12 protein-coding genes are annotated in these 20,591 nt (G+C 68.5%); 6 read left to right on the top strand and 6 right to left on the bottom strand.

What is annotated here, in order from left to right; genetic code table 11:
- Nucleotides 1–2 precede the first annotated feature (2 nt).
- The 4 genes from ACEN9G_RS15555 to purM form a co-directional block, all read right to left on the bottom strand.
- Nucleotides 3–9,047, bottom strand: coding sequence for an Ig-like domain-containing protein (locus tag ACEN9G_RS15555; protein WP_483126745.1), 9,045 nt, complete (start codon nt 9,045–9,047; stop codon nt 3–5).
- Complete coding sequence (locus tag ACEN9G_RS15550) at nt 9,044–9,889, bottom strand: sulfotransferase family protein (RefSeq protein WP_413336926.1); 846 nt, start codon at nt 9,887–9,889, stop codon at nt 9,044–9,046. The genes ACEN9G_RS15555 and ACEN9G_RS15550 overlap by 4 nt, the downstream gene beginning before the upstream one ends.
- A gap of 75 nt (nt 9,890–9,964) precedes the next feature.
- On the bottom strand, nt 9,965–10,558 hold the full coding sequence (gene cysC, locus ACEN9G_RS15545) for an adenylyl-sulfate kinase (RefSeq protein WP_413336927.1): 594 nt from the start codon (nt 10,556–10,558) through the stop codon (nt 9,965–9,967).
- Between the two features lie 7 nt (nt 10,559–10,565).
- The gene (gene purM, locus ACEN9G_RS15540) at nt 10,566–11,609 is read right to left on the bottom strand and encodes a phosphoribosylformylglycinamidine cyclo-ligase (RefSeq protein WP_036239287.1); all 1,044 of its coding nucleotides are present in this window, start codon (nt 11,607–11,609) and stop codon (nt 10,566–10,568) included.
- A 148-nt stretch (nt 11,610–11,757) separates the two neighbouring features.
- Between purM and ACEN9G_RS15535 the strand changes: the two genes are divergently transcribed.
- From ACEN9G_RS15535 to folK, 5 genes are read left to right on the top strand one after another with little or no spacing between them, the layout of a single operon-like run.
- Nucleotides 11,758–12,840 carry an AI-2E family transporter gene (locus ACEN9G_RS15535; RefSeq protein ID WP_413336928.1) on the top strand — a complete coding sequence of 361 codons (1,083 nt, stop codon included), beginning with the start codon at nt 11,758–11,760 and terminating at the stop codon, nt 12,838–12,840.
- A 33-nt stretch (nt 12,841–12,873) separates the two neighbouring features.
- Nucleotides 12,874–13,566 carry a DnaA regulatory inactivator Hda gene (gene hda / locus ACEN9G_RS15530; RefSeq protein WP_413336929.1) on the top strand — a complete coding sequence of 231 codons (693 nt, stop codon included), beginning with the start codon at nt 12,874–12,876 and terminating at the stop codon, nt 13,564–13,566.
- A complete protein-coding gene (locus ACEN9G_RS15525) occupies nt 13,563–14,237 on the top strand; it encodes a histidinol-phosphatase (protein WP_413336930.1) in 675 nt (224 codons plus the stop codon). The genes hda and ACEN9G_RS15525 overlap by 4 nt, the downstream gene beginning before the upstream one ends.
- Nucleotides 14,230–15,618: a polynucleotide adenylyltransferase PcnB gene (pcnB, locus tag ACEN9G_RS15520; protein ID WP_413336931.1), complete on the top strand. Its 1,389-nt coding sequence runs from the start codon at nt 14,230–14,232 to the stop codon at nt 15,616–15,618. Before ACEN9G_RS15525 ends, pcnB begins: the two co-directional genes overlap by 8 nt.
- Nucleotides 15,615–16,091, top strand: a complete 477-nt coding sequence (gene folK, locus ACEN9G_RS15515) for a 2-amino-4-hydroxy-6-hydroxymethyldihydropteridine diphosphokinase (protein WP_413336932.1) — start codon at nt 15,615–15,617, stop codon at nt 16,089–16,091. The genes pcnB and folK overlap by 4 nt, the downstream gene beginning before the upstream one ends.
- Before the next feature lies 1 nt (nt 16,092).
- On the opposite strand, the gene ACEN9G_RS15510 is transcribed toward folK, so the two are convergent.
- The gene (locus ACEN9G_RS15510) at nt 16,093–18,252 is read right to left on the bottom strand and encodes a TonB-dependent receptor plug domain-containing protein (protein ID WP_413336933.1); all 2,160 of its coding nucleotides are present in this window, start codon (nt 18,250–18,252) and stop codon (nt 16,093–16,095) included.
- Nucleotides 18,253–18,384: 132 nt separating this feature from the next.
- Nucleotides 18,385–19,602: an anion transporter gene (locus ACEN9G_RS15505; RefSeq protein WP_413336934.1), complete on the bottom strand. Its 1,218-nt coding sequence runs from the start codon at nt 19,600–19,602 to the stop codon at nt 18,385–18,387.
- Between the two features lie 151 nt (nt 19,603–19,753).
- On the opposite strand from ACEN9G_RS15505, the gene panB reads away from it, so the two are divergent.
- The gene (gene panB, locus ACEN9G_RS15500; protein ID WP_413336935.1) at nt 19,754–20,590 is read left to right on the top strand and encodes a 3-methyl-2-oxobutanoate hydroxymethyltransferase; all 837 of its coding nucleotides are present in this window, start codon (nt 19,754–19,756) and stop codon (nt 20,588–20,590) included.
- The last annotated feature ends 1 nt before the right edge of the window (nt 20,591 follow it).

Genomic DNA, 20,591 nt, shown 5'->3' with positions numbered 1-20,591 from the left:
GCTTACACGATGAAATCCCAGTCGGTGGCCGCGCGCTGGTGGCCGATCATCTCGACGGATTCCACGAACTCCGTGGCGATATGCTCGAGGCTGACGCCATTGCGCATCGCTTCGGTCCAGAAGGCCAGGCCCGGCGCGTCGGGAGCGCGGTCGAACAAGGCCTTGTAGAGCATGCCGACATCGTGCTCGGCATTGCCGTTGAACGCCTCGTGACTGGCCGTGTACTCGGGCGAACGGATGATGTCCAGCGCAATCCTGCCCCAGCTGACGCCCGCCTGGTGCGCGTCGGCCCAGAACTCGATGCCGTACATATCGGCCTGGCGCCCGAGCGCGGTCTGGTAGATGCTGGCCAGCGTATCCATGGCGCCGCTGTCCTCGACCTTCACGGTGGCGTCGCTGAACTGCAGCTGCTCGACGTTGACGACCAGCGCCTTCGCCGCCGGCGCGGCCTTGCTGCTCACCACCAGGTAGCCGTTGTGGGTTTCGACGTCGAAATCGGCACGGGCGCCGGCGAACGTCGCGGTGTCGCTGCCCGTGCCGCCGTGCAGGACCGTCGTGGCCGGCGCCGATGCGGCATTCGCGTGGGCCGCGCCGCTGGCGCTCGCCGCCCGCGCCGCCGGCACACCGAAGCCGAGCGTATCGTCGCCGCCGCCGCTGAACACCTGCGTGTCGCCGCCGGACGCCAGCGTGATGTGCTGGCTGGCCGCATCGCCGGTCAGCATCTGCGTGCCGCCCTGGACCACGACATTGGCCGAGCCGACGATCGCCGCAAAATTGACGTTCTGCAGCGCGATGGTGGCGCCAGGCGCGAGGCCGCCGGTCTGGATCACGAGTGCCACTTGCTGCTCTGCGCTGCTCGCGGCACTCAGGGTCAGGACCCCGTCCGGCGCCTCCTGGCTGCTGACCGGCGCGATGGTCTGGACCAGCAGCGATTGGCTCGCCTGCAGTTGCGCCAGGTAGCTCTGGCCGTTGCCGCTCATGTGGACGAGGTCGCCGCCGGACGTGGTCGCCTGGATCGCGGCGATCAGGCCGGCGCCGCCGTTCGCCACCGTCGTATTGGCGCCGCCGCTGGCGGTCAATCCGTAACCGATGCCCACGTGGGCCATCAGCAGGTCGGTACCGCCGGCCAGCGGAATGTCCGCCGTGGCGGCCGCACCGGTCTGCTCGACGCGGCCGGCACTCACGATCGGGACCTGGACCTGGCTGCCTGACGCGCCGCCCGGCAGCGCGACCGGCACCGTCACCACGCGCACGCCATCCACCAGCGGCACCGGCGCTTCCTCGACCGTCAGCGCGAAACTGCCGCTCGCCGCGGACACGTTGCCCGCGGCATCCGTATCGGTCACGCTCAGCGTGTGCCGGCCGAGGCCCAGCGCCTGGGCGGCGATGCTCCAGTGGCCGTCCGCGTCCGCATGGGTCGTGCCCACCACGGTCGTGCCGTCGTACAGGGTGACGAGGTCGTTCGCCGCCGCATTGCCCTCGAGGACCGGCACCGCGTACGTGACGCCGTCGCCGACCGAGTCCGTATCGGATTGCGCCTGCAGCTGCGGGGCCGCGGGCGCCGCCGGTGCGGTCGCGTCGACCGTCACCGTCAGGGCCGGGCTGGCGGCCGATTCGTTGCCAGCCACGTCGACCTGCCTGACGGTCAGCACGTGCGTGCCGTCGGCCAGCGGGGACGCCGCGAGGGACCAGTTGCCGTGGGAATCGGCCTGCGTCGAACCGAGCGCGGTGGTGCCGTCGGTGTCGTACAGCGTCACCCGGGACAGGCCTTCGGCGGTGCCGCTGAACGTCGGCGTCGTGACCTTCGTGATGCGGTCGCCGGCCGTGCCGCTGTCGCTGGCGGCAGCCAGCAGCGGGGCCGCCGGCGCGGCCGGCGCGTGCGTGTCGACCGTGATGACCAGCGGCGCGCCGAACGGCGACACGTTCCCGATGGCGTCGGACTGCACCGCACGCAGGATGTGGTCGCCGTCGACCAGCGCGTCGATCCTGACGCTCCAAGCACCGGTGCCGTCGGCGATCGTGGCGCCCACCACGTGCGCGTCGCCTTCGTACACGAGGATGACGGCATGCGGGTCCGCCATGCCTTCGAGGGTCGGCGCGGCCACGTTCGTGACGGTGTCCGTGGCCGAGCTGCCGGCGTCGCTGGCGGCGCTCAGCATGGGAGCAGGCGGCGCGCCCGGCACCAGCGTGTCGAAGTAGATGCTCACCGGCGTGCCCGCACCGCCCGCGTTGCCGGCCGCGTCGATATAACTGCCGGCGGCGACCGTGATGCTCGCCGTCTGGTTGTCCAGGTTCGCATCCGGCGTGAACACGGCCGTACGGACCGTGCCGCTACCGGACAACGCGGAGAGCTGGCCGCCGCTGACGGCGACATCGGCCGCCGTGAACGTCGCGCCGGGATCTTCGCTGAACGTGAACGTGATCGTGGCGGTCTCGCCCGCCTTGAGCGGGTTCGCGTCGCTGGTCATCGTGAGCGTCGGCGCCGCCGTATCCAGCACATAGGCCTGCGAAGCCACCGGCCCGGCATTGTCGACGGCGTCGACCACGCGCGCCTGCAGCGTGCCGCTGCCGGCCAGCGTGGCCGCCAGCGACCAGGCCGTGCCGTTGACCTGCGCCGCCGTCCAGCTGGCGCCGTTGTCGAGCGAGACCTGGACTTGCTCGCCGGTCTGCAACGTGGCGCTCAAGGTGCCGCTGATGGTCTGCGCGGCCGTGTCCGTGATGAAGTCGGTGCCCGATGCGCCATGATCGGCCGAGAACGCGATGCCGCCCACGGTGGTCGTGGGGGCGGCCAGGTCGATGGTGAACGTCAGGCCGGCCGAGGCGCCGCTGGCGTTGCCGGCGGCATCCGTCACGATCGTGGACACCGTGTGCTGGCCCGCGCCCAGTGCCGCGCTGGCGATGCTCCAGGTACCGCCGGTGGCGACGGCGCTGCCCAGCAGCGTGCTGCCTTCGTACAGGTCGACCGTGGCGCCCGCCTCGGCCGTACCCGTGAAGGTCGGCGTGGTGGTGGCCGTGATGCCGTCGCTGTTCGATACGCCCGTGTCGCTGGCGGCGTCCAGCACCGGCGCCGACGATGCGGCCGGCGCCAGCGTGTCGAAGTGCAGCGCCGGGAGCGATCCCGCCGCGCCGTCGTTGCCGGCCCGGTCGGCGTAGGTGCCGGCCGCGATCGTGATGCTGGCCGTACCGCCGTTCACGTGCGCGTCCGGCGTGAAGGTCGCGGTACGCACCGGGCCCGTGCCGCTGACGGCGGACAGCGTGCCGCCGCTGACGACGAGGTCGCCCTGCGTGCCGTCCCAGGCGAAACTTGCGCCCGGGTCTTCGCTGAACGTGAATGTGATGGTGGCGGTCTCGCCCACCTTCAGTGCGCTCGCATCGCTGCCGATCGTGACGGTCGGCGCCGTCGTGTCGACGGTGAAGGTGGTACCGGAGGACACCGCGCCGGCATTGCCCGCGGCGTCGGTCGCCCTGGCGGTGACGGTATGCGCGCCTTCGCCCAGCGCCGCCGCATCGATCGACCAGGTGCCGTTGGTGGCGACCGTGCTGCCCAGCAGCGTGGTGCCGTCGGTGTCGTACAAGGTGACGGTAGTGCCCGCCTCGGCCGTGCCCGTGAAGGTCGGCGTGGTGTCGCGCGTCACGTCGCTGGTGGACGCCGCCAGTTGCGGCGCGGACGGCGCATCCGGCGCCAGCGTGTCGAAGTGAAGCGACGGGGTCGTCCCCGCGCCGCCGGCGTTGCCCGCCGTGTCGGCATAGCTGCCGGCGCCGATCGTGATGCTGGCGGTGCCGCCGTCCGTATTGGCGTCCGGCGTGAAGGTCGCCGTGCGCACCAGGCCCGAACCGCCGATGGCGGACAGCGTGCCGCCGCTGACGACGACGTCGCCCTGCGTGCCGTCCCAGGTGAAGCTCGCGCCCGGGTCTTCGCTGAACGTGAACGTGACGGTGGCGGTCTCGCCGGCCTTGAGCGCGGCGGCGTCGCTGGTAATCGTCACCGTCGGCGCCGCCGTATCCAGCACATAGGCCTGCGCAGCCACCGGCCCGGCATTGTCGACGGCGTCGACCACGCGCACCTGCAGCGTGCCGCTGCCGCCCAGCGTGGCCGCCAGCGACCAGGCCGTGCCGTTGACCTGCGCCGCCGTCCAGCTGGCGCCGTTGTCGAGCGAGACCTGGACTTGCTCGCCGGTCTGCAACGCGGCGCTCAAGGTGCCGCCGATGGTCTGCGCGGCCGTGTCCGTGATGAAGTCGGTGCCCGATGCGCCGTGATCGGCCGAGAACGCGATGCCGCCCACGGTGGTCGTGGGCGCGGTCAGGTCGACGGTGAAGGTCAGGCCTGCCGAGGCGCCGCTGGCGTTGCCGGCGGCATCCGTCACGATCGTGGACACCGTGTGCTGGCCCGCGCCCAGTGCCGCGCTGGCGATGCTCCAGGTGCCGCCGGTGGCGACGGCGCTGCCCAGCAGCGTGCTGCCTTCGTACAGGTCGACCGTGGCACCCGCCTCGGCCGTACCCGTGAAGGTCGGCGTGGTGGCGGCCGTGATGCCGTCGCTGTTCGATACGCCCGTGTCGCTGGCGGCGTCCAGCACCGGCGTCGACGATGCGGCCGGTGCGCTGGTGTCGATCGTGACGCCCTGCGCCGGCGAGGCGGCGCTGGTGTTACCGGCCAGATCCGTGGCCTTGGCCGTCACCGTGTGCGTGCCCTCGTCCATCGTCGTGGCCGTGATGCTCCAGGCGCCGTTGCCGTCGGCAACGGTCGAGCCCAGCACCGTGGTGCCGTCGGTATCGAACAGGTCGACGGCGGCGCCCGCCGAGGCGGTGCCCGTGAACGTCGGGGTCGTGTCGCTGGTCGTGGTGGCGCCCGGCGTCGGCGTCGACGGCGCGTCCGGTGCCGTCGTGTCGATCGTGACCTGCGTGCCGAGCGATGCGGCGCTCGCGTTGCCGGCGGCATCGCTCGCCCTGGCGGTGATCGTGTGTGCGCCCTCGCTCAGCGTCGACGTCGTGATCGACCAGATGCCGTTGGTGGCGACCGTGCTGCCGAGCACCGTGGTGCCGTCGGTATCGTACAACGTGACGGTGGAACCGGCTTCGGCCAAGCCGTCGAAGGTCGGCGTCACGACCCTGGTCACGCCATCGAACGGAATGGCGCCGCTGTCGCTGAGCGGCGACAGGTACGCCAGCGGTACCACCGGCGCCAGCGTGTCGAAGTGAAGCGACGGGGTCGTCCCCGCGCCGCCGACGTTGCCCGCCGTGTCGGCATAGCTGCCGGCGCCGATCGTGATGCTGGCGGTGCCGCCGTCCGTGCTGGCGTCCGGCGTGAAGGTCGCCGTGCGCACCGGGCCCGAACCGCCGATGGCGGACAACGTGCCGCCGCTGACGACGACGTCGCCCTGCGTGCCGTCCCAGGTGAAGCTCGCGCCCGGGTCTTCGCTGAACGTGAACGTGACGGTGGCGGTCTCGCCGGCCTTGAGCGCGGCGACGTCGCTGGTAATCGTCACCGTCGGCGCCGCCGTATCCAGCACATAGGCCTGCGAAGCCACCGGCCCGGCATTGTCGACGGCGTCGACCACGCGCGCCTGCAGCGTGCCGCTGCCGGCCAGCGTGGCCGCCAGCGACCAGGCCGTGCCGTTGACCTGCGCCGCCGTCCAGCTGGCGCCGTTGTCGAGCGAGACCTGGACTTGCTCGCCGGTCTGCAACGCGGCGCTCAAGGTGCCGCCGATGCTCTGCGCGGCCGTGTCCGTGATGAAGTCGGTGCCCGATGCGCCGTGATCGGCCGAGAACGCGATGCCGCCCACGGTGGTCGTGGGCGCGGTCAGGTCGACGGTGAAGGTCAGGCCGGCCGAGGCGCCGCTGGCGTTGCCGGCGGCATCCGTCACGATCGTGGACACCGTGTGCTGGCCCGCGCCCAGTGCCGCGCTGGCGATGCTCCAGGTACCGCCGGTGGCGACGGCGCTGCCCAGCAGCGTGCTGCCTTCGTACAGGTCGACCGTGGCGCCCGCCTCGGCCGTACCCGTGAAGGTCGGCGTGGTGGTGGCCGTGATGCCGTCGCTGTTCGATACGCCCGTGTCGCTGGCGGCGTCCAGCACCGGCGTCGACGATGCGGCCGGCGCGCTGGTGTCGATCGTGACGCCCTGCGCCGGCGAGGCGGCGCTGGTGTTACCGGCCAGATCCGTGGCCTTGGCCGTCACCGTGTGCGTGCCCTCGTCCATCGTCGTGGCCGTGATGCTCCAGGCGCCGTTGCCGTCGGCAACGGTCGAGCCCAGCACCGTGGTGCCGTCGGTATCGAACAGGTCGACGGCGGCGCCCGCCGCGGCGGTGCCCGTGAATGTCGGGGTCGTGTCGCTGGTCGTGGTGGCGCCCGGCGTCGGCGTCGACGGCGCGTCCGGTGCCGTCGTGTCGATCGTGACCTGCGTGCCGAGCGATGCGGCGCTCGCGTTGCCGGCGGCATCGCTCGCCCTGGCGGTGATCGTGTGTGCGCCCTCGCTCAGCGTCGACGTCGTGATCGACCAGATGCCGTTGGTGGCGACCGTGCTGCCCAGCACCGTGGTGCCGTCGGTATCGTACAACGTGATGGTGACACCGGCTTCGGTGAAGCCCTCGAAGGTCGGCGTCACGACCCTGGTCACGCCGTCGACCGGAACGGCGCCGCTGTCGCTGAGCGGCGAGAGGTGCGCCAGCGGCACCGCCGGCGCCAGCGTGTCGAAGTGAAGCGACGGGGTCGTCCCCGCGCCGCCCGTGTTGCCCGCCGTGTCGGCATAGCTGCCGGCGCCGATCGTGATGCTGGCGGTGCCGCCGTCCGTGTTGGCGTCCGGCGTGAAGGTCGCCGTGCGCGTCGTGCCGCTGCCGGACGGCGCGGACAGCTGGCCGCCGCTGACGGTAACGTCGTCTGCCGTGAACGTCGATCCCGGATCCTCGCTGAACGTAAACGTGATCGTGGCGGTCTCCCCGGCCGCCAGCGTCGCCTTGTCGCTGGTGATCGTCAGCGTCGGGGCCAGGGTGTCGTACGCGATCTGCAGGGCCGTGCCGGTGCCGCCGAAATTGCCGGCGGCGTCGATGTAGGACGAGCCCGTCACGGCGACGCTGGCCGTGCCGTTGTTCGTGTTCGCGGTCGGCGTAAATGTCGCGGTGCGCGTCGTGCCCGTGCCGGAGAGCGCACCCAGCGTGCCGCCGCTGACGACGACGTCGGCCGCCGTGAACGTTGCGCCCGGGTCCTCGCTGAACGTGAAGGTGACCGTGGCGGTGTCGCCGCCCTTCAGGGTCGCGGACGTGTCGCTCGTGACCGTCACCGTGGGCGCGACCGTGTCGATCTGTATCCCATTGCCGGCCGACGTCGCGCTGACGTTGCCGGCGGCGTCCGTGGACGAGACGGCGATCGCGTGGGTACCGTTCGCCAGCGGGGTCGCCGGTGTCCACGAATACGTGCCGCCGCTGGCCGTGATGCTGTCGATGATGTCGCCGCCGTCCCACACCGTGATCGTCGAGCCGGATTCCGCCGTGCCGGTGAAGGTCGGCGTCGTGTCGTTGGTGATCTGGTCGCTGTTCGATGTGCCGGTGTCCGAAGCCAGCGCCAACTGCGGTGTCGACGGCGTGTTCGGCGCGGTCGTGTCGATCACGATCGCGGCATTCACGCCCAGCGAGCCGATGCCGCCGGGCGTGGGCAGGGTCAGGGTCGCATCGGTACCGCTGCCGGCCCCCTTGATGGTGCCGCCGTTCAGCGCGAGGGCGGCGGTGCTCGTGTAATCGAGATCGGTGCTCGTGTCGCCGGCCTGGATCGTGTAGTCGAACAGCAGCGTATCGGTGCCGCTGCCGCCGGCATACACGGCCTTCCGGTCCGTCGTGCCGGTTTCCAGCGTAAGCGTCGGCGCGCCGCCCGCCAGGTCGACGGTCATCGCCTGGTCGAACGTCACGGCGACGTGGACTGTCTGGCCGGCCCGGTAGGCGCCGTCGGCGGTACTCGCGTCGACCATCGTCACTGCAGGCGCGACGACGGGAGCGTGCACGGCGCTGAAGGCGAGGTTGTCCAGCGCGACGAATTTCAGGAAGCCGTCGTTGTCCGTGGTCGTGATCGTGAGCTTCTTGACGTCCTGGAAGGCGGTCAGGTCCGCCGTCGTCCAGCCGGTGGCCGACGGCACGTACACCGACTGCGTGCCGAGCAGGTGGCCGTCGGCGGCGTAGGCCGTGAACGTGAGGGTCTGCGCTGCCGAGTACTGGGGCAGCGTCGAGGGGCTCTGGAAGTTCGTGAGCTGGACGGAGCTCGGCGTGAAAACCTGTCCCGTATCGAACGACAACGTGACTTTTCGTTCCTGGTCCCAGCTCGACTGCCCGGCGATGTTCGCATAGCCCGGCGCGATACCGTAGGCCGCCACCGCCGTGCTGGCCGCATCGACCCGCAGCAGGTAATTGATGTTGCCATCGACCTTGTAGACCACGTCGCCATTGGCGCCGTCGTACACGGTATTCGGCCTGCTGATGAAATTCGCGCCCGTGGAAAAGCTCACGGTCTTGTTCGACAGCGCCAGCACCTGCTGGTACGCGGCCGCCAGTTCAGGCGTGACGAGGCTGGGCGTCTCCACCTGCCCCGCGCGCACTTCCAGATCCCAGTCGCCGCCCAGCGCGGCGCTGCCCGTCGGGTTGGACGAGGCGGCGACGTCGGCCCCCGTCGCGAGCGCAAGACGGTCGATGAACCCGGCGTCCGCGCCCGTATCGCAGCCGTACAGCAGGATGTCGCCGCCCGCGCGCAGGCTGTTGCCGATGGCGTGCAGGTCGGCGTCGTGCGCGTTCAGCGTGGCCGCATCCAGCGTCAGCGTCCCCATGTTCAGCGTGCCGGCCGCGCCATGCGACACGATGTGCACGGCGTCGATGCCGCTGCGCCCCGCCAGCGCCTGCGCGATCTGGTGCAGGCCGTCCTGGCCGGAATCCAGGATCACGACGTCCTTGCCGCGCCCGATGCCGCCCAGCAAGGTGCCGAGATCGGCCACGTTGTCTTCGATGAAGACGATTTCCGTGCGCGGACGGGCGATGGTCAGGTCGCCGAGGTCGGCGTCGTGGGCATTGGAGGTCATGACGTTGTTCCTGGTTGGGCGTTCTGGACGGCGATGACGTTGGCGGCGCTGCCCGCCTTGTCGTTCCAGAAGGACATCTGGTTGAATTTGTCGAACAGGTCGGGCGGGATGACGGTCGGGCGTGGCGTGAATTTCACCTGCGCCTTCACCTTGTGCAGCCCGGGCGCGCCCAGCTGGGCGTCGAATTCCTCGGCGTCGTACTCGACGTTGTCGAAGTCGTGCTCGAAATACGGCTCGCCGAGGAAGTCGTAGACGAGGCGCATGACCTTGGCCGGCGCGCGCGTCAGCAATTCATAGTCGACCACCAGCAGCGACGCCGCGTGCTCGCCGTAAAACGCGTCGCGCAGGGCGGACCACGCATGGCCGACCGTCTGGTCGTGCTGGGCGAGGCCTTCGAGGCGGCTGTACACGGTGCCGCGCGCGCCGCCCGCGCCGAACAGGCGCGTGTGCTCGTACGGATCGGCGCGGTACATACGCTCGAAACTGTCCATGATCCACGCGACGTTGCGCACGCACGCGATCACCTTCGCCTGCGGGAACAGGTCGCGCACGAGCGGCATGCGCGCGCACCAGCTGCGGTTCGTGTCGAACACGACGGGCCGGCCGACGTCGCCGTAGTAAGCGTCGAACAGGCCGCGCAGCAGCGCCTTGCGTTTGTCGCGGCCGACGACCGGCGCGAACTCGCTGCCGGCGCTGACCTGGCCCAGGACGGCCGTGCACAACGAACCGACGGGACTCGTCATGCCCGCGTGGAAACGGGGATTTTGCAGGAGGATGCCCGACAACAGCGTCGAGCCCGACCGCGGAAGGCCGGAAATGAAGTGGAACGTCTGGTACGTCATGGCACCACCCAGGCATCGGCCAACTGTTGACACCCAGAAATGATGAACGAAATTTATAACCGAAGCAATAAATTGTTAAGCGCCTTGAACCGAATTCGCAACAATGGCGCGGCGTTCCAGCTCGGCCAGGATGCGTCCGACTTCCTGCGCGACCGATGACGCGGCGCTGTCGACGAGCACCTCGGGCGCATCCGGTGCCTCGTAGGGCGAGGAAATGCCGGTGAATTCCGGCAGCAGGCCCGCGCGCGCCTTGCGGTACAGGCCTTTCGGGTCGCGCGCCTCGCACACGGCGAGCGGGCAGCGGCAATGGACTTCGATGAAATACGGGGCGGGAATCAGGGCCCGGGCGCGGGCGCGGTCGGCGCGCAGCGGGGAGATGGCGGAAACGATCACGATCTGGCCCGCCTCGTAGAACAGGCGCGCCGTCTCGCCGATGCGGCGGATGTTTTCGGAGCGTTCGGGGAGAGAGAAGCCGAGGTCGGCGCACAGGCCGTGCCGGACCTTGTCGCCGTCCAGCACGAACACGGTGCATCCCCGGTCGAACAGGGCGCGCTCGAGGGCCAGCGCCAGCGTCGTCTTGCCGGCGCCGGACAGCCCGGTGATCCACACCACCGCGCCGTCGTGGCCGGCGCGGTGCCGCCGCTCCGCGGCACCGACGGGCTGGGTCATGAAAGACTTATTCGACGATCGTCTGCGCCTGGCCTTCGCCACGCGCGCGGATCTCGCCGATACGGTACACGGTCTCGCCGGCCGCCTTCAGCTGGGCTTCGGCCGCGTCCGCGTTCTCTTTCGAGACGATCACGGTCATGCCGATGCCGCAGTTGAACACGCGGTGCATCTCGGCGTCGGCCACGCCGCCGTGCTGCTGCAGCCATTGGAACAACGGCGGCAGGGTCCACGACTTGCTGTCGAGCACGGCCGTCAGATTATCCTGCAGCACGCGCGGGATGTTTTCGACGAGACCGCCGCCCGTGATGTGCACGAGGCCCTTCACTTCCATCGCCTGCATCAGCGCCAGCAGCGGCTTCACGTAGATGCGGGTCGGCTGCATCAGCGCGTCGGACAGCTTGCGGCCGTGGAAGTCGGCTTCCAGGTCCGGCTTCGACACCTCGATGATCTTGCGCACCAGCGAATAGCCGTTCGAGTGGATGCCCGACGAAGCCAGGCCCAGCACGACGTCGCCCGGGGCGATTTTCGTGCCGTCGATGATCTGCGATTTTTCCACGGCGCCGACGGCGAAGCCGGCCAGGTCGTATTCGCCGTCCGGGTACATGCTCGGCATTTCGGCCGTTTCGCCGCCGATCAGGGCGCAGCCGGCCTGTTCGCAGCCGGTGGCGATACCTTTGACGACGGCGGTCGCGGTCGGCACGTCCAGCTTGCCGCAAGCAAAGTAATCCAGGAAGAACAGCGGCTCGGCGCCCTGCACGAGGATGTCGTTGACGCTCATGGCGACGAGGTCGATGCCGACCGTGTCGTGGCGGTTCAGTTCGAACGCCAGTTTCAGCTTGGTGCCGACGCCGTCGGTGCCGGACACGAGGACCGGTTCTTTATACTTCTTGCTGATTTCGAACAGCGCACCGAAACCGCCGATGCCGCCGAGCACGCCTTCGCGCATGGTGCGCTTGGCAAAAGGTTTGATCGCTTCGACCAGGGCGTCGCCGGCATCGATATCGACACCAGCGTCGCGGTAGGAGAGAGAAACATTAGATGGTTGGCTCATGGTATTTGGCAGCGGAGGCGGTAAAATAGTAGGCGGTTGACAACTGGGCATTTAACAGCGTGCACCGGCAGTAGCCAGTCGATCAATCCATTATTTTATCAAAACGGCCTGCCGCGGCACCGTTTTAACGGTCAAGAACAACAATTAGATGCCTTTTTCCCTCAGCCCGGAGCAAAAACAGTCAGCGTTCTGGTTGGCACTCTGGCTCGCTTGCGGTCTGCTGCTGTACGCCCTCGGCCCCATCCTCACCCCATTCATCGCCGCCGCCATCCTCGCCTACGCCCTGAACGGCGCCGTCGACCGGCTCGAACGCACGCGTCTCGGCAAGTTCCATTTGCCGCGCTCGCTCGCCGTCGTCGTCGTGATCCTCGCGTTCCTGGCGTCCGTCACCGCCCTCGTGCTGATCGTCGTGCCGGTGCTGCGCACGGAATTGCCGCTGCTGCAGGCCCAGATCCCGGACGCGCTGGCCCGCATCGACACCATCCTGTCGCCCCGCCTGGCGCAGCTGGGCATTCACATCAAGCTGGACGGCAGCAGCCTGCGCACCATCCTCACGCAGCAGATCATGACGTCCAGCGACGAGATCTGGACGACCGTGCTCGCGTCCGCGCGCGTGGGCGGCAGCGCCCTGCTCGGCTGGGTCGCCACGGCGATCCTGATCCCCGTCGTGCTGTTCTACCTGCTGCTGGACTGGCACCGCCTGCTGCTGCAACTTGAAAACGCCGTCCCGCGCCGCTGGGTGCGCCAGACGGTGGGCATGGCCCAGGAAGTCAACGCGCTGCTGGCCCAGTACCTGCGCGGGCAACTGCTCGTGATGCTCGTGCTGGCGCTGTATTACTCGGCCGCGCTGGCGCTGGCCGGCTTCGAGGTGGCGCTGCCGGTCGGCATATTGACGGGCCTGCTCGTCTTCATCCCCTACCTGGGCTACGGCCTGGGGCTCGTGCTGGCGCTGACGGCCGCCATCCTGCAGTTTTCCGACTGGAGCGGCGTGATCGCCGTCGCGGTGATCTATGGCGCGGGCCAGGTCATCGAAGGTTTTTTCCTCACGCCGCGCCTCGTGGGCGAGCGCATCGGGCTGAATCCGCTGGCCGTGATCTTCGCCCTGCTCGCCTTCGGCCAGCTGTTCGGCTTCGTGGGCGTGCTGCTGGCGTTGCCGGCGTCGGCCGTGCTGATGGTGGCTTTCCGTCACTTGAAACGCCACTATCTGCGCAGCAGCTTTTATAATGCCTAGTTCCTACGCACACGACATGAAGAGAACCGAGCCATGAAACAGCTGGTGCTCGACTTGGGCGCCGAGCCGGCGCAAAGCCTCGACACCTTCCAGATAGGGGAAAATGCCGAAATGGCGCACTTGATGCACCAGTTCGCCCAGCGCGCATCGCGCGAGCATTTCTGCTACCTGTGGGGAGAAACGGGCGCCGGCAAGACGCATTTGCTGCAAGGCCTCGCCGCCACCGATGGCGCGCGCTACATCGCGGCGACGAGCGGTGCGGACGACTTCGTATTGACACAAGACGTGAGCCTGTACCTCGTCGACGACGTCGACCAGCTGTCGCCCGAACGCCAGATCGACGCCTTCGCCCTGTTCAACCAGGTGCGCGAGCATGGCGCCTACATGGTCTGCACGGGGCCGGTGCCGCCGGCCGTGCTCCCGGTGCGCGAAGACCTGCGGACCCGCATGGGCTGGGGTCTCGTGTACCAGATCCACGGCCTGTCCGACGACCAGAAGATCGCCGCCCTCACGCAGGCCGCCGAGGCCCGCGGTTTGACGCTGTCCGCCAGCGTGTTACCCTATCTGCTGTCCCATTTCAAGCGCGACATGCGCTCCCTGTCGACCATGCTGGATGCGCTCGACCAGTATTCGCTCGAGACCCAGCGTCCGGTCACGGTACCGCTGCTGCGCGATCTCTTGCTTCAGGGCAATCCCGGCAGTCCACACTCCGAACCAAAAGAATGAACGACCTCGCGCTGTTTGACCTCGACCACACCCTCCTGCCGATCGACTCCGACTACGAATGGGGCCAGTTCCTCGTGCGTGAGAACGTCGTCGACGCCGCCGAACACCAGCGCCGCAACGACGCCTTCTTCGCGCAGTACAACGCCGGCACGCTCGACCCGGTCGAATACCTCGAATTCGCCCTCGGTACGCTGGCCAGCTTCGATCCGGCCCATCTGAAAGACCTGCAGGCGCAGTACATGCGGGAGGTGATCCGCCCGGCGCTCCGTCCGAAGGCGCTCGATCTCGTACGCAAGCACCAGGACGCGGGCGACCTCGTGGCGATCATCACGGCGACCAATGCGTTCGTCACCGCGCCGATCGCGCGCGAATTCGGCGTCGAGCACCTGATCGCCGCGCGCCCCGAGCTGGACGAGCGCGGCCACCCGACCGGCAAGCTGGCCGGCACGCCCACGCAGGGACTAGGCAAGGTGACGCACATGCACGCGTGGCTGGACGGCCTGGGCCGCCCGTTCGACAGTTTCAAGCGCAGCTGGTTCTACAGCGATTCGCACAATGACATCCCGCTGCTGTCGGTCGTCTCGCACCCGGTGGCGACCAACCCGAGCGAGAAACTGAACCAACACGCCAACGCCCTCGGCTGGACTTCACTGCACCTTTTCAATGATTAAAAAATTCATCCGCAAAATCCTGGGCGTCAAAGACGAGCGCGACCCGACCGAACCCGTCATCCTCGGGCCGGAGCAGCACGGCATCGATCCGAAGCTCGTGTCGAACAACGCGGTGCGCGTCACGCAGACCTTGCAGGAAGCCGGCTTCAAGGCGTTCGTCGTCGGCGGCGCCGTACGCGACCTGCTGCTGGGCGTGAAGCCGAAGGACTTCGACATCGCCACCGACGCGACGCCCGAGGAAGTGAAAAAGCTGTTCCGGCGCGCCTTCATCATCGGACGCCGCTTCCAGATCGTGCACGTGATGTTCGGCCAGGACCTGCTGGAGGTGACCACGTTCCGCGGCAAGGGCAGCGACAACGCGCCGAAGGACGAACATGGCCGCGTCCTGCGCGACAATAACTTCGGTCCGCAGCACGAAGATGCCGAGCGCCGCGACTTCACCATCAACGCCATGTACTACGACCCGGCCACGCAGTCGGTGCTCGACTACCACGGCGGCATCGAGGACATCCGCGCCAAGGTCCTGCGCATCATCGGCCAGCCGGAAGCGCGCTACCGCGAAGATCCGGTCCGCATGCTGCGCGTCGTGCGCTTCGCGGCCAAGCTGCAGTTCACGATCGAGCCGGCGACCCGCGCCCCGATCCCCGTGATGGCCCCCTTGATCAACAACGTGCCGGCCGCGCGCGTGTTCGACGAAATGCTGAAGCTCCTGATGAGCGGCCACGCGCTGGCCTGCCTGAAGGAGTTGCGCTCGTCCGGCCTGCACCACGGCCTGCTGCCGCTGCTGGACGTCGTGCTGGAACAGCCGATCGGCATGAAGTTCGTGACCCTGGCCCTCGAATCCACGGACACGCGCGTAAAAGCCGGCAAGGGCGTGTCGCCGGGCTTCCTGTTCGCGTCGCTGCTGTGGCACCAGGTGCTGGAAAAGTGGAATGCGTACCGCGCCGCCGGCGAATCGCCGATCCCCGCGCTGCACCTCGCGGCGGACGACGTCCTCGACAACCAGACCGACAACCTCGCCCTGCAGCGCCGCATCGCGACCGACATGCGCGACATCTGGGCCATGCAGCCGCGCTTCGAGCGCCGCACCGGCAAGACCCCGTATAAGCTGCTGGAGCACCCGCGCTTCCGCGCCGGCTTCGACTTCCTGCTGCTGCGCTGCGAATCGGGCGAGCTCGATGCGGAGATCGGCAACTGGTGGGCGACGTTCTACGCCGGCGACATCGCCGAGCGCGAACGCCTGGTCAATTCCGCGCGCGACGTCCAGCCGTCCAGCCAGAAGAAACGCCCGCGCCGCCGCGGCCCGCGCCGCGCGGAAGGCGAAGGTGCGGCGCCTGCAGACGCATCGGCGGAGGCACAGCGGGCGGCAGGCGGCGAATGATCGCCTGGGTCGGCATCGGCGCCAACCTGGGCGACGCGCGCGCGAACGTGCTCGATGCGATCGAGCGCCTGTCGCGCCTGCCTGGGGCAAGGCTGCTGCAGACGTCGCCGCTGTACCGCACGGCGCCGATCGATTCCTCGGGCGACGACTACATCAACGCCGTGGCAATGCTCGACACCGGGCTCGGCGCACACGCCCTGCTGCAGGCCCTGTTCGCCATCGAGCAGGCGCACGGCCGCGAGCGGCCCTACCGCAACGCGCCGCGCACGCTGGACCTCGACCTGCTCCTCTACGGCGACCAGGTCATCGACGATGCGCCCACGCTGATCGTCCCTCACCCCCGCATGCACGAGCGCGCGTTCGTGCTCGCGCCGCTGGCCGAAGTCGCGCCCGATCTCGTCATCCCCGGCCGCGGTGCCGTGAGCGCGTTGCGCGCGCAGGTCGCGGACCAGGCGATCGAACGGCTCGGCTGAATCACAACTGCGTTTCCAGTCCCACGCGCAGGATGGCGCTGAACGGATAGACGGACGTCTTGCGCAGGCTGCCGGACGCGTCGCCGTAGCGCGTCTCCTCGGTGGCAGGTTCGGCCAACAGGTTCACGGCGGTCACGCGCAGTTGCGTCTTCGGCGTCAGCTTCCATAACGCATACAGGTCCAGTTCGCGCTTGGCGGTCGAATAGGTGCCCGTCGTGCGCGAGATGCGCTGCGGTCCACCGCCGCGGAACGTGAAATTCGCGCCGCAGCTGACGGTCGCGCCGAACTGGTAGTCGAAGCCGGCGTTGGCCGTGAGCGGCGTCTGGCCGGCCAGGCGGTTGTCCGGGCCGGGCACGTTGCTCACGCTGGACCAGTTGCGCGTCACGTTCATGTGCAGGTCGACATTGGCGGCGCGGGAGAGCAGCGTGCGCAGCGGCAGCCTGGCGTCGAACTCGATGCCGCGCGTGCGTGCGCTGCCGTCGTTCACGGGCGTCGTCTCCCAGCGGCCCGCCACGAGGCGGGTGTCGTCGTGGATGGTGTCGCTGATCCGGCGCGCGTACACGGACAGGCTCACCTGCTCGCCATGGCCGCCGAAGTGTTCCAGGGCCGCGTCGACGCCGAAGGCCTGCTCCGGTTTCAATGCCGGATTGCCGGCGGTGTCAGGGGTGACCTCCGTGTTGTTCAGCGAGCGGGTCACGCGCGGAATCAAACGCTCCAGGTCGACGCCACGGTAGGTGCGCGACAAGGCAACGCGTAGCTGGTCCTGCTTGCCGTCCAGCTTCCACAGGCCCTGCAGGATCGGGCTCAGCATGCTGGCCGTGTTGTGGATGGCACTGAAATCGCTGCCTGCGCTGCGGGTGCGCAGCGTCTCCCAGCGCAGGCCCAGGTACGTCGACAGCCGCGGCGTGATGGCGTATTCATCCTGCGCATACAAGGCGAGGCGATGCAGCGTGGCGTCGTACTGCCGGTCGTCCCGCACCGGCGTGCCGGCCAGGCCTTGCAGTTCGCGGGACGCGCGCGCGGCCTCGGTGGACTGGCGCGCCGCATCCCAGCCGGCGCTGAACTGATGGCCGCTCGCGTAGGACTTGCTGTACTTGCCGGTCAACGTAGCCCCACGCCCGTCCGTATCGTTGTGCACGTCGCGGTCCAGCGTTCGCTCCCCGGCCGTGCCGTAGCCGGCTTCGTGCTGGCGGTTGCGTACACGGCTGGCGTTCAGGCCCGCTTTCGCTTCCAGCTTCTCGTCCGGGCCGAGCTTGTGCATCCAATTGAGGTCGGACCGCAGCTGGCTGCGCCGATCGTCCGGCCAGGTGCGGTCGTTCGGGTAGTCGGGCAGGTCGCCCAGGGTGGCGCTCCAGTGGCCTTCGGTCCGGCTGTCCGAGCGCTGCACGCGGACGAAGGACTGCGAGCTGAGCGTGTCGCCGTTGTCCAGCGTCCAGTTCACGCGCGGCGTCAGCGACAGCGCGCGAAACCCGCCGTCGTTCTTGCGCGCCACCTTGCGCAGCAACACCGGCCGGCCGGCGCCGTCCCAGCCTTGCTCGACCTGGTCGTAATCCTGTTCGAAGCTGCCCTTGCGCACGTCCGCCACGACGGAATAGGACATCGCCTTGCCCTTGTCCGCGATCTGCAGCGACGCGCTCGGCGAAAAGAACACGTTGGAATGTTCGGCCTGCAGCTTCAGGTCGCGCTGCCCCTGCCGCACCTTGCGCTTGAGGATGATGTCGATGGTGCCGGCGATCGATTGCGCACTCATGTCGGCGGTCGCCACGCGCAGGATGTCGATTCTCTCCACCAGCTCCGGCGCCAGCGAATCGAGCGAGAAACCGTTCGGCGCCGGTTCACCGTTGAGCAGGATCTGCGTATAGCCGCTGCCCAGGCCGCGCATGCGGATCTCGCCGCCCCGTCCGGGACCACCACCACTGATCGAGATGCCCGGCTGGCGCCTGAGCACGTCGGCCACGGTGCTGTCGCCGTATTTCCTGAGTTCTTCCTGGGTCACCACGATCCTGGTCGAGGTGTCGTCACGCCGCGCATCGTATTGCGCGGCCGAGCCGCGTACCTCGACCCGGGCCTGCGGGACCGGCTCGGCGCCGGCGGCATCGAGGGACAGCAGCGCTACCGCCAGGTGGGCAGCAGCCAATGACGTGGAACGGGTGTTGGGCATGATGGATAACGGTTCGTTATTGAACAGATCCTATCACGGAAAATTCACCCGACGGCAATCATTTTGCTATTAGCTAGCAATTCAACTTCCAATTAAAAGTAATATTTTTGGAAAAACGTGGCATCCAACCGTTCAGAAGCGCAGCGCCAGGTAGACGCCGGAGACGGCCAGCGTCATCAACGTGACCGGCACGCCCACGCGCGCGTGGCGCCGCCAGTCGATGACGATGCCGCGCCGCGCCGCCGCGTCCACGACGATGATGTTCGCGATGCTGCCGACGATCAGCAGGTTGCCGGCCAGGGTGCTGACCAGCGCCAGCATGACGCCGCCCAGCGGATGGTGCACGACTGGCATCAGGAGCATCACGGCGGGCACGTTCGAGACCAGGTTCGAGAGCACGAACGTGGCGGCGAACAGGAAGCCCGGCTGGTCGAGCCGCACGCCGAGCGACGCGAGCCAGGCAATCGCATGCGTCGTGAAGCCCGTGCCCTGGAACGCGGCGTTCACGACGAAGAGGCTCATGAACAGCACGAGCAATTCCCAATCGACGAGGCCCAGCATGTTCTGCGAACGCAGCTGGCGGCTCATCAACAGGATGCCCGCGCCGATCAGCGCCATGTGCTCACGGGGCCATGGCGCGACGAGGAACGCCACCAGCAGCGCGCCCGCGATCAGCAGGCCCTTCGTCGTCTGCCACGCATCGAAAGGCACCGTTGCGGCTTGGGATTCGGCGGCGGCTGCGCGCTCTTTCCAGCGCCCTTTCGTCTGCCAGGCGATCAGCACCCAGCAGGCGGCGAGGCCCAGCGCGACGGGCAGGATCGCGTCGAGGAAGTAACCGTCGAACGACAGCCGCATTGTCTGGCCGATCAGCATGTTCTGCGGATTGCCGATCAGGGTCGCGGCCGAGCCGATGTTGGAGGCGCACGCGAGCGCCAGCAGATACGGGACCGGCGCGAGCTGGCGCTGGCGGCACGCGTCGACGAGCAGCGGCGCCATCGCGAGGCAGACGATGTCGTTGCTGAAGACGGCCGACAGCGCGGCGGACACGCCTATCAGCACGCCCAGCAGGCTGGCGGGACTCAGCGCCAGCCCCGCCAGTTTTTGCGTGACCCAGTCGTAGAATCCCCCCAGCCGCATCTGCGCGGAGACGACCATGAACGCGAACAGGAGCGCCATCGTCGGCAAATGGATCGATGCCACCGCCTGCTCCAGCGTCAGCGCATTGATGCTGATGAGCGCAATCGCCCCGAGCAGCGCGACGCCGGTCCGGTCGAGGCGCAGGAACGGCAGGCCGCCGAGGATCATGCCAAGATAGACGATGAGGAAGATGATGAGGATTGTTGTGGCCATGGGGTTGCACGAATGCCGGCGGCGTTTTCGGGTAAGATCGCGCATCTTAACAAACGATACCGGGCACGCCTGTGACCGCATGCCTGCCCGGACGCGTGGCACGCCGGGGCGATCCTCCGGCACGGCCTATTTTGATTTGCAAAGGAATACTATGAGCGCTTACCTGGGCGGAACCTCGACGAACGAAGCACCGGTACGCAAGGCCGTGACCTTGCCCTCGCTGCTGGCGATGCGCGCGTCCGGCGAGAAGATCGCCATGCTCACCTGCTACGACGCCAGCTTCGCGTCGCTGATGGACCGCTGCGGCGTGGACATCCTGCTGATCGGCGATTCGCTGGGCATGGTGTGCGCCGGCTACGACTCGACCTTGCCCGTGACGGTGGCCGACGTGGCCTACCACACGGCGTCCGTCGTACGCGGCCGCAAGAACGCGTTCGTGCTGGCCGACCTGCCGTTCGGCAGCTACGGCACCCTGCAGCAGGCCTACGACAGCTGCGCCGCCCTGATGCGCGCGGGCGCCCAGATGATCAAGATCGAAGGCGGAGAGTGGCTCGCCGAAACGGTCCGCTTCCTGACCGAGCGCGGCATTCCCGTCTGCGCCCACATCGGCCTGACGCCGCAATTCGTCCACCAGCTGGGCGGCTACCGGGTGCAGGGCAAGACGGACGAAGGCGCGGAGCAGCTCAAGCGCGACGCGCTGGCGCTGCAGGAAGCCGGCGCCGCGATGGTGCTGCTGGAAGCCGTGCCCGCGGCGCTGGGCAAGGAAGTGACGGGCATCCTGCAGGTGCCGACGATCGGCATCGGCGCGGGTCCGGACTGCTCCGGCCAGGTGCTCGTCATGCACGACCTGCTGGGCGTCTTCCCGGGCCGCAAGGCGCGCTTCGTGAAGAACTTCATGGAAGGCCAGACGAGCATCGACGCCGCCGTGCAGGCCTATGTCGCGGCCGTGAAGGACGGCAGCTTCCCGGCGCCGGAACACTGCTTCTGAG

The organism is Massilia sp. Masssp94 (genome assembly GCF_059491305.1).
This window is presented reverse-complemented; position numbering and strand designations above follow the sequence as displayed.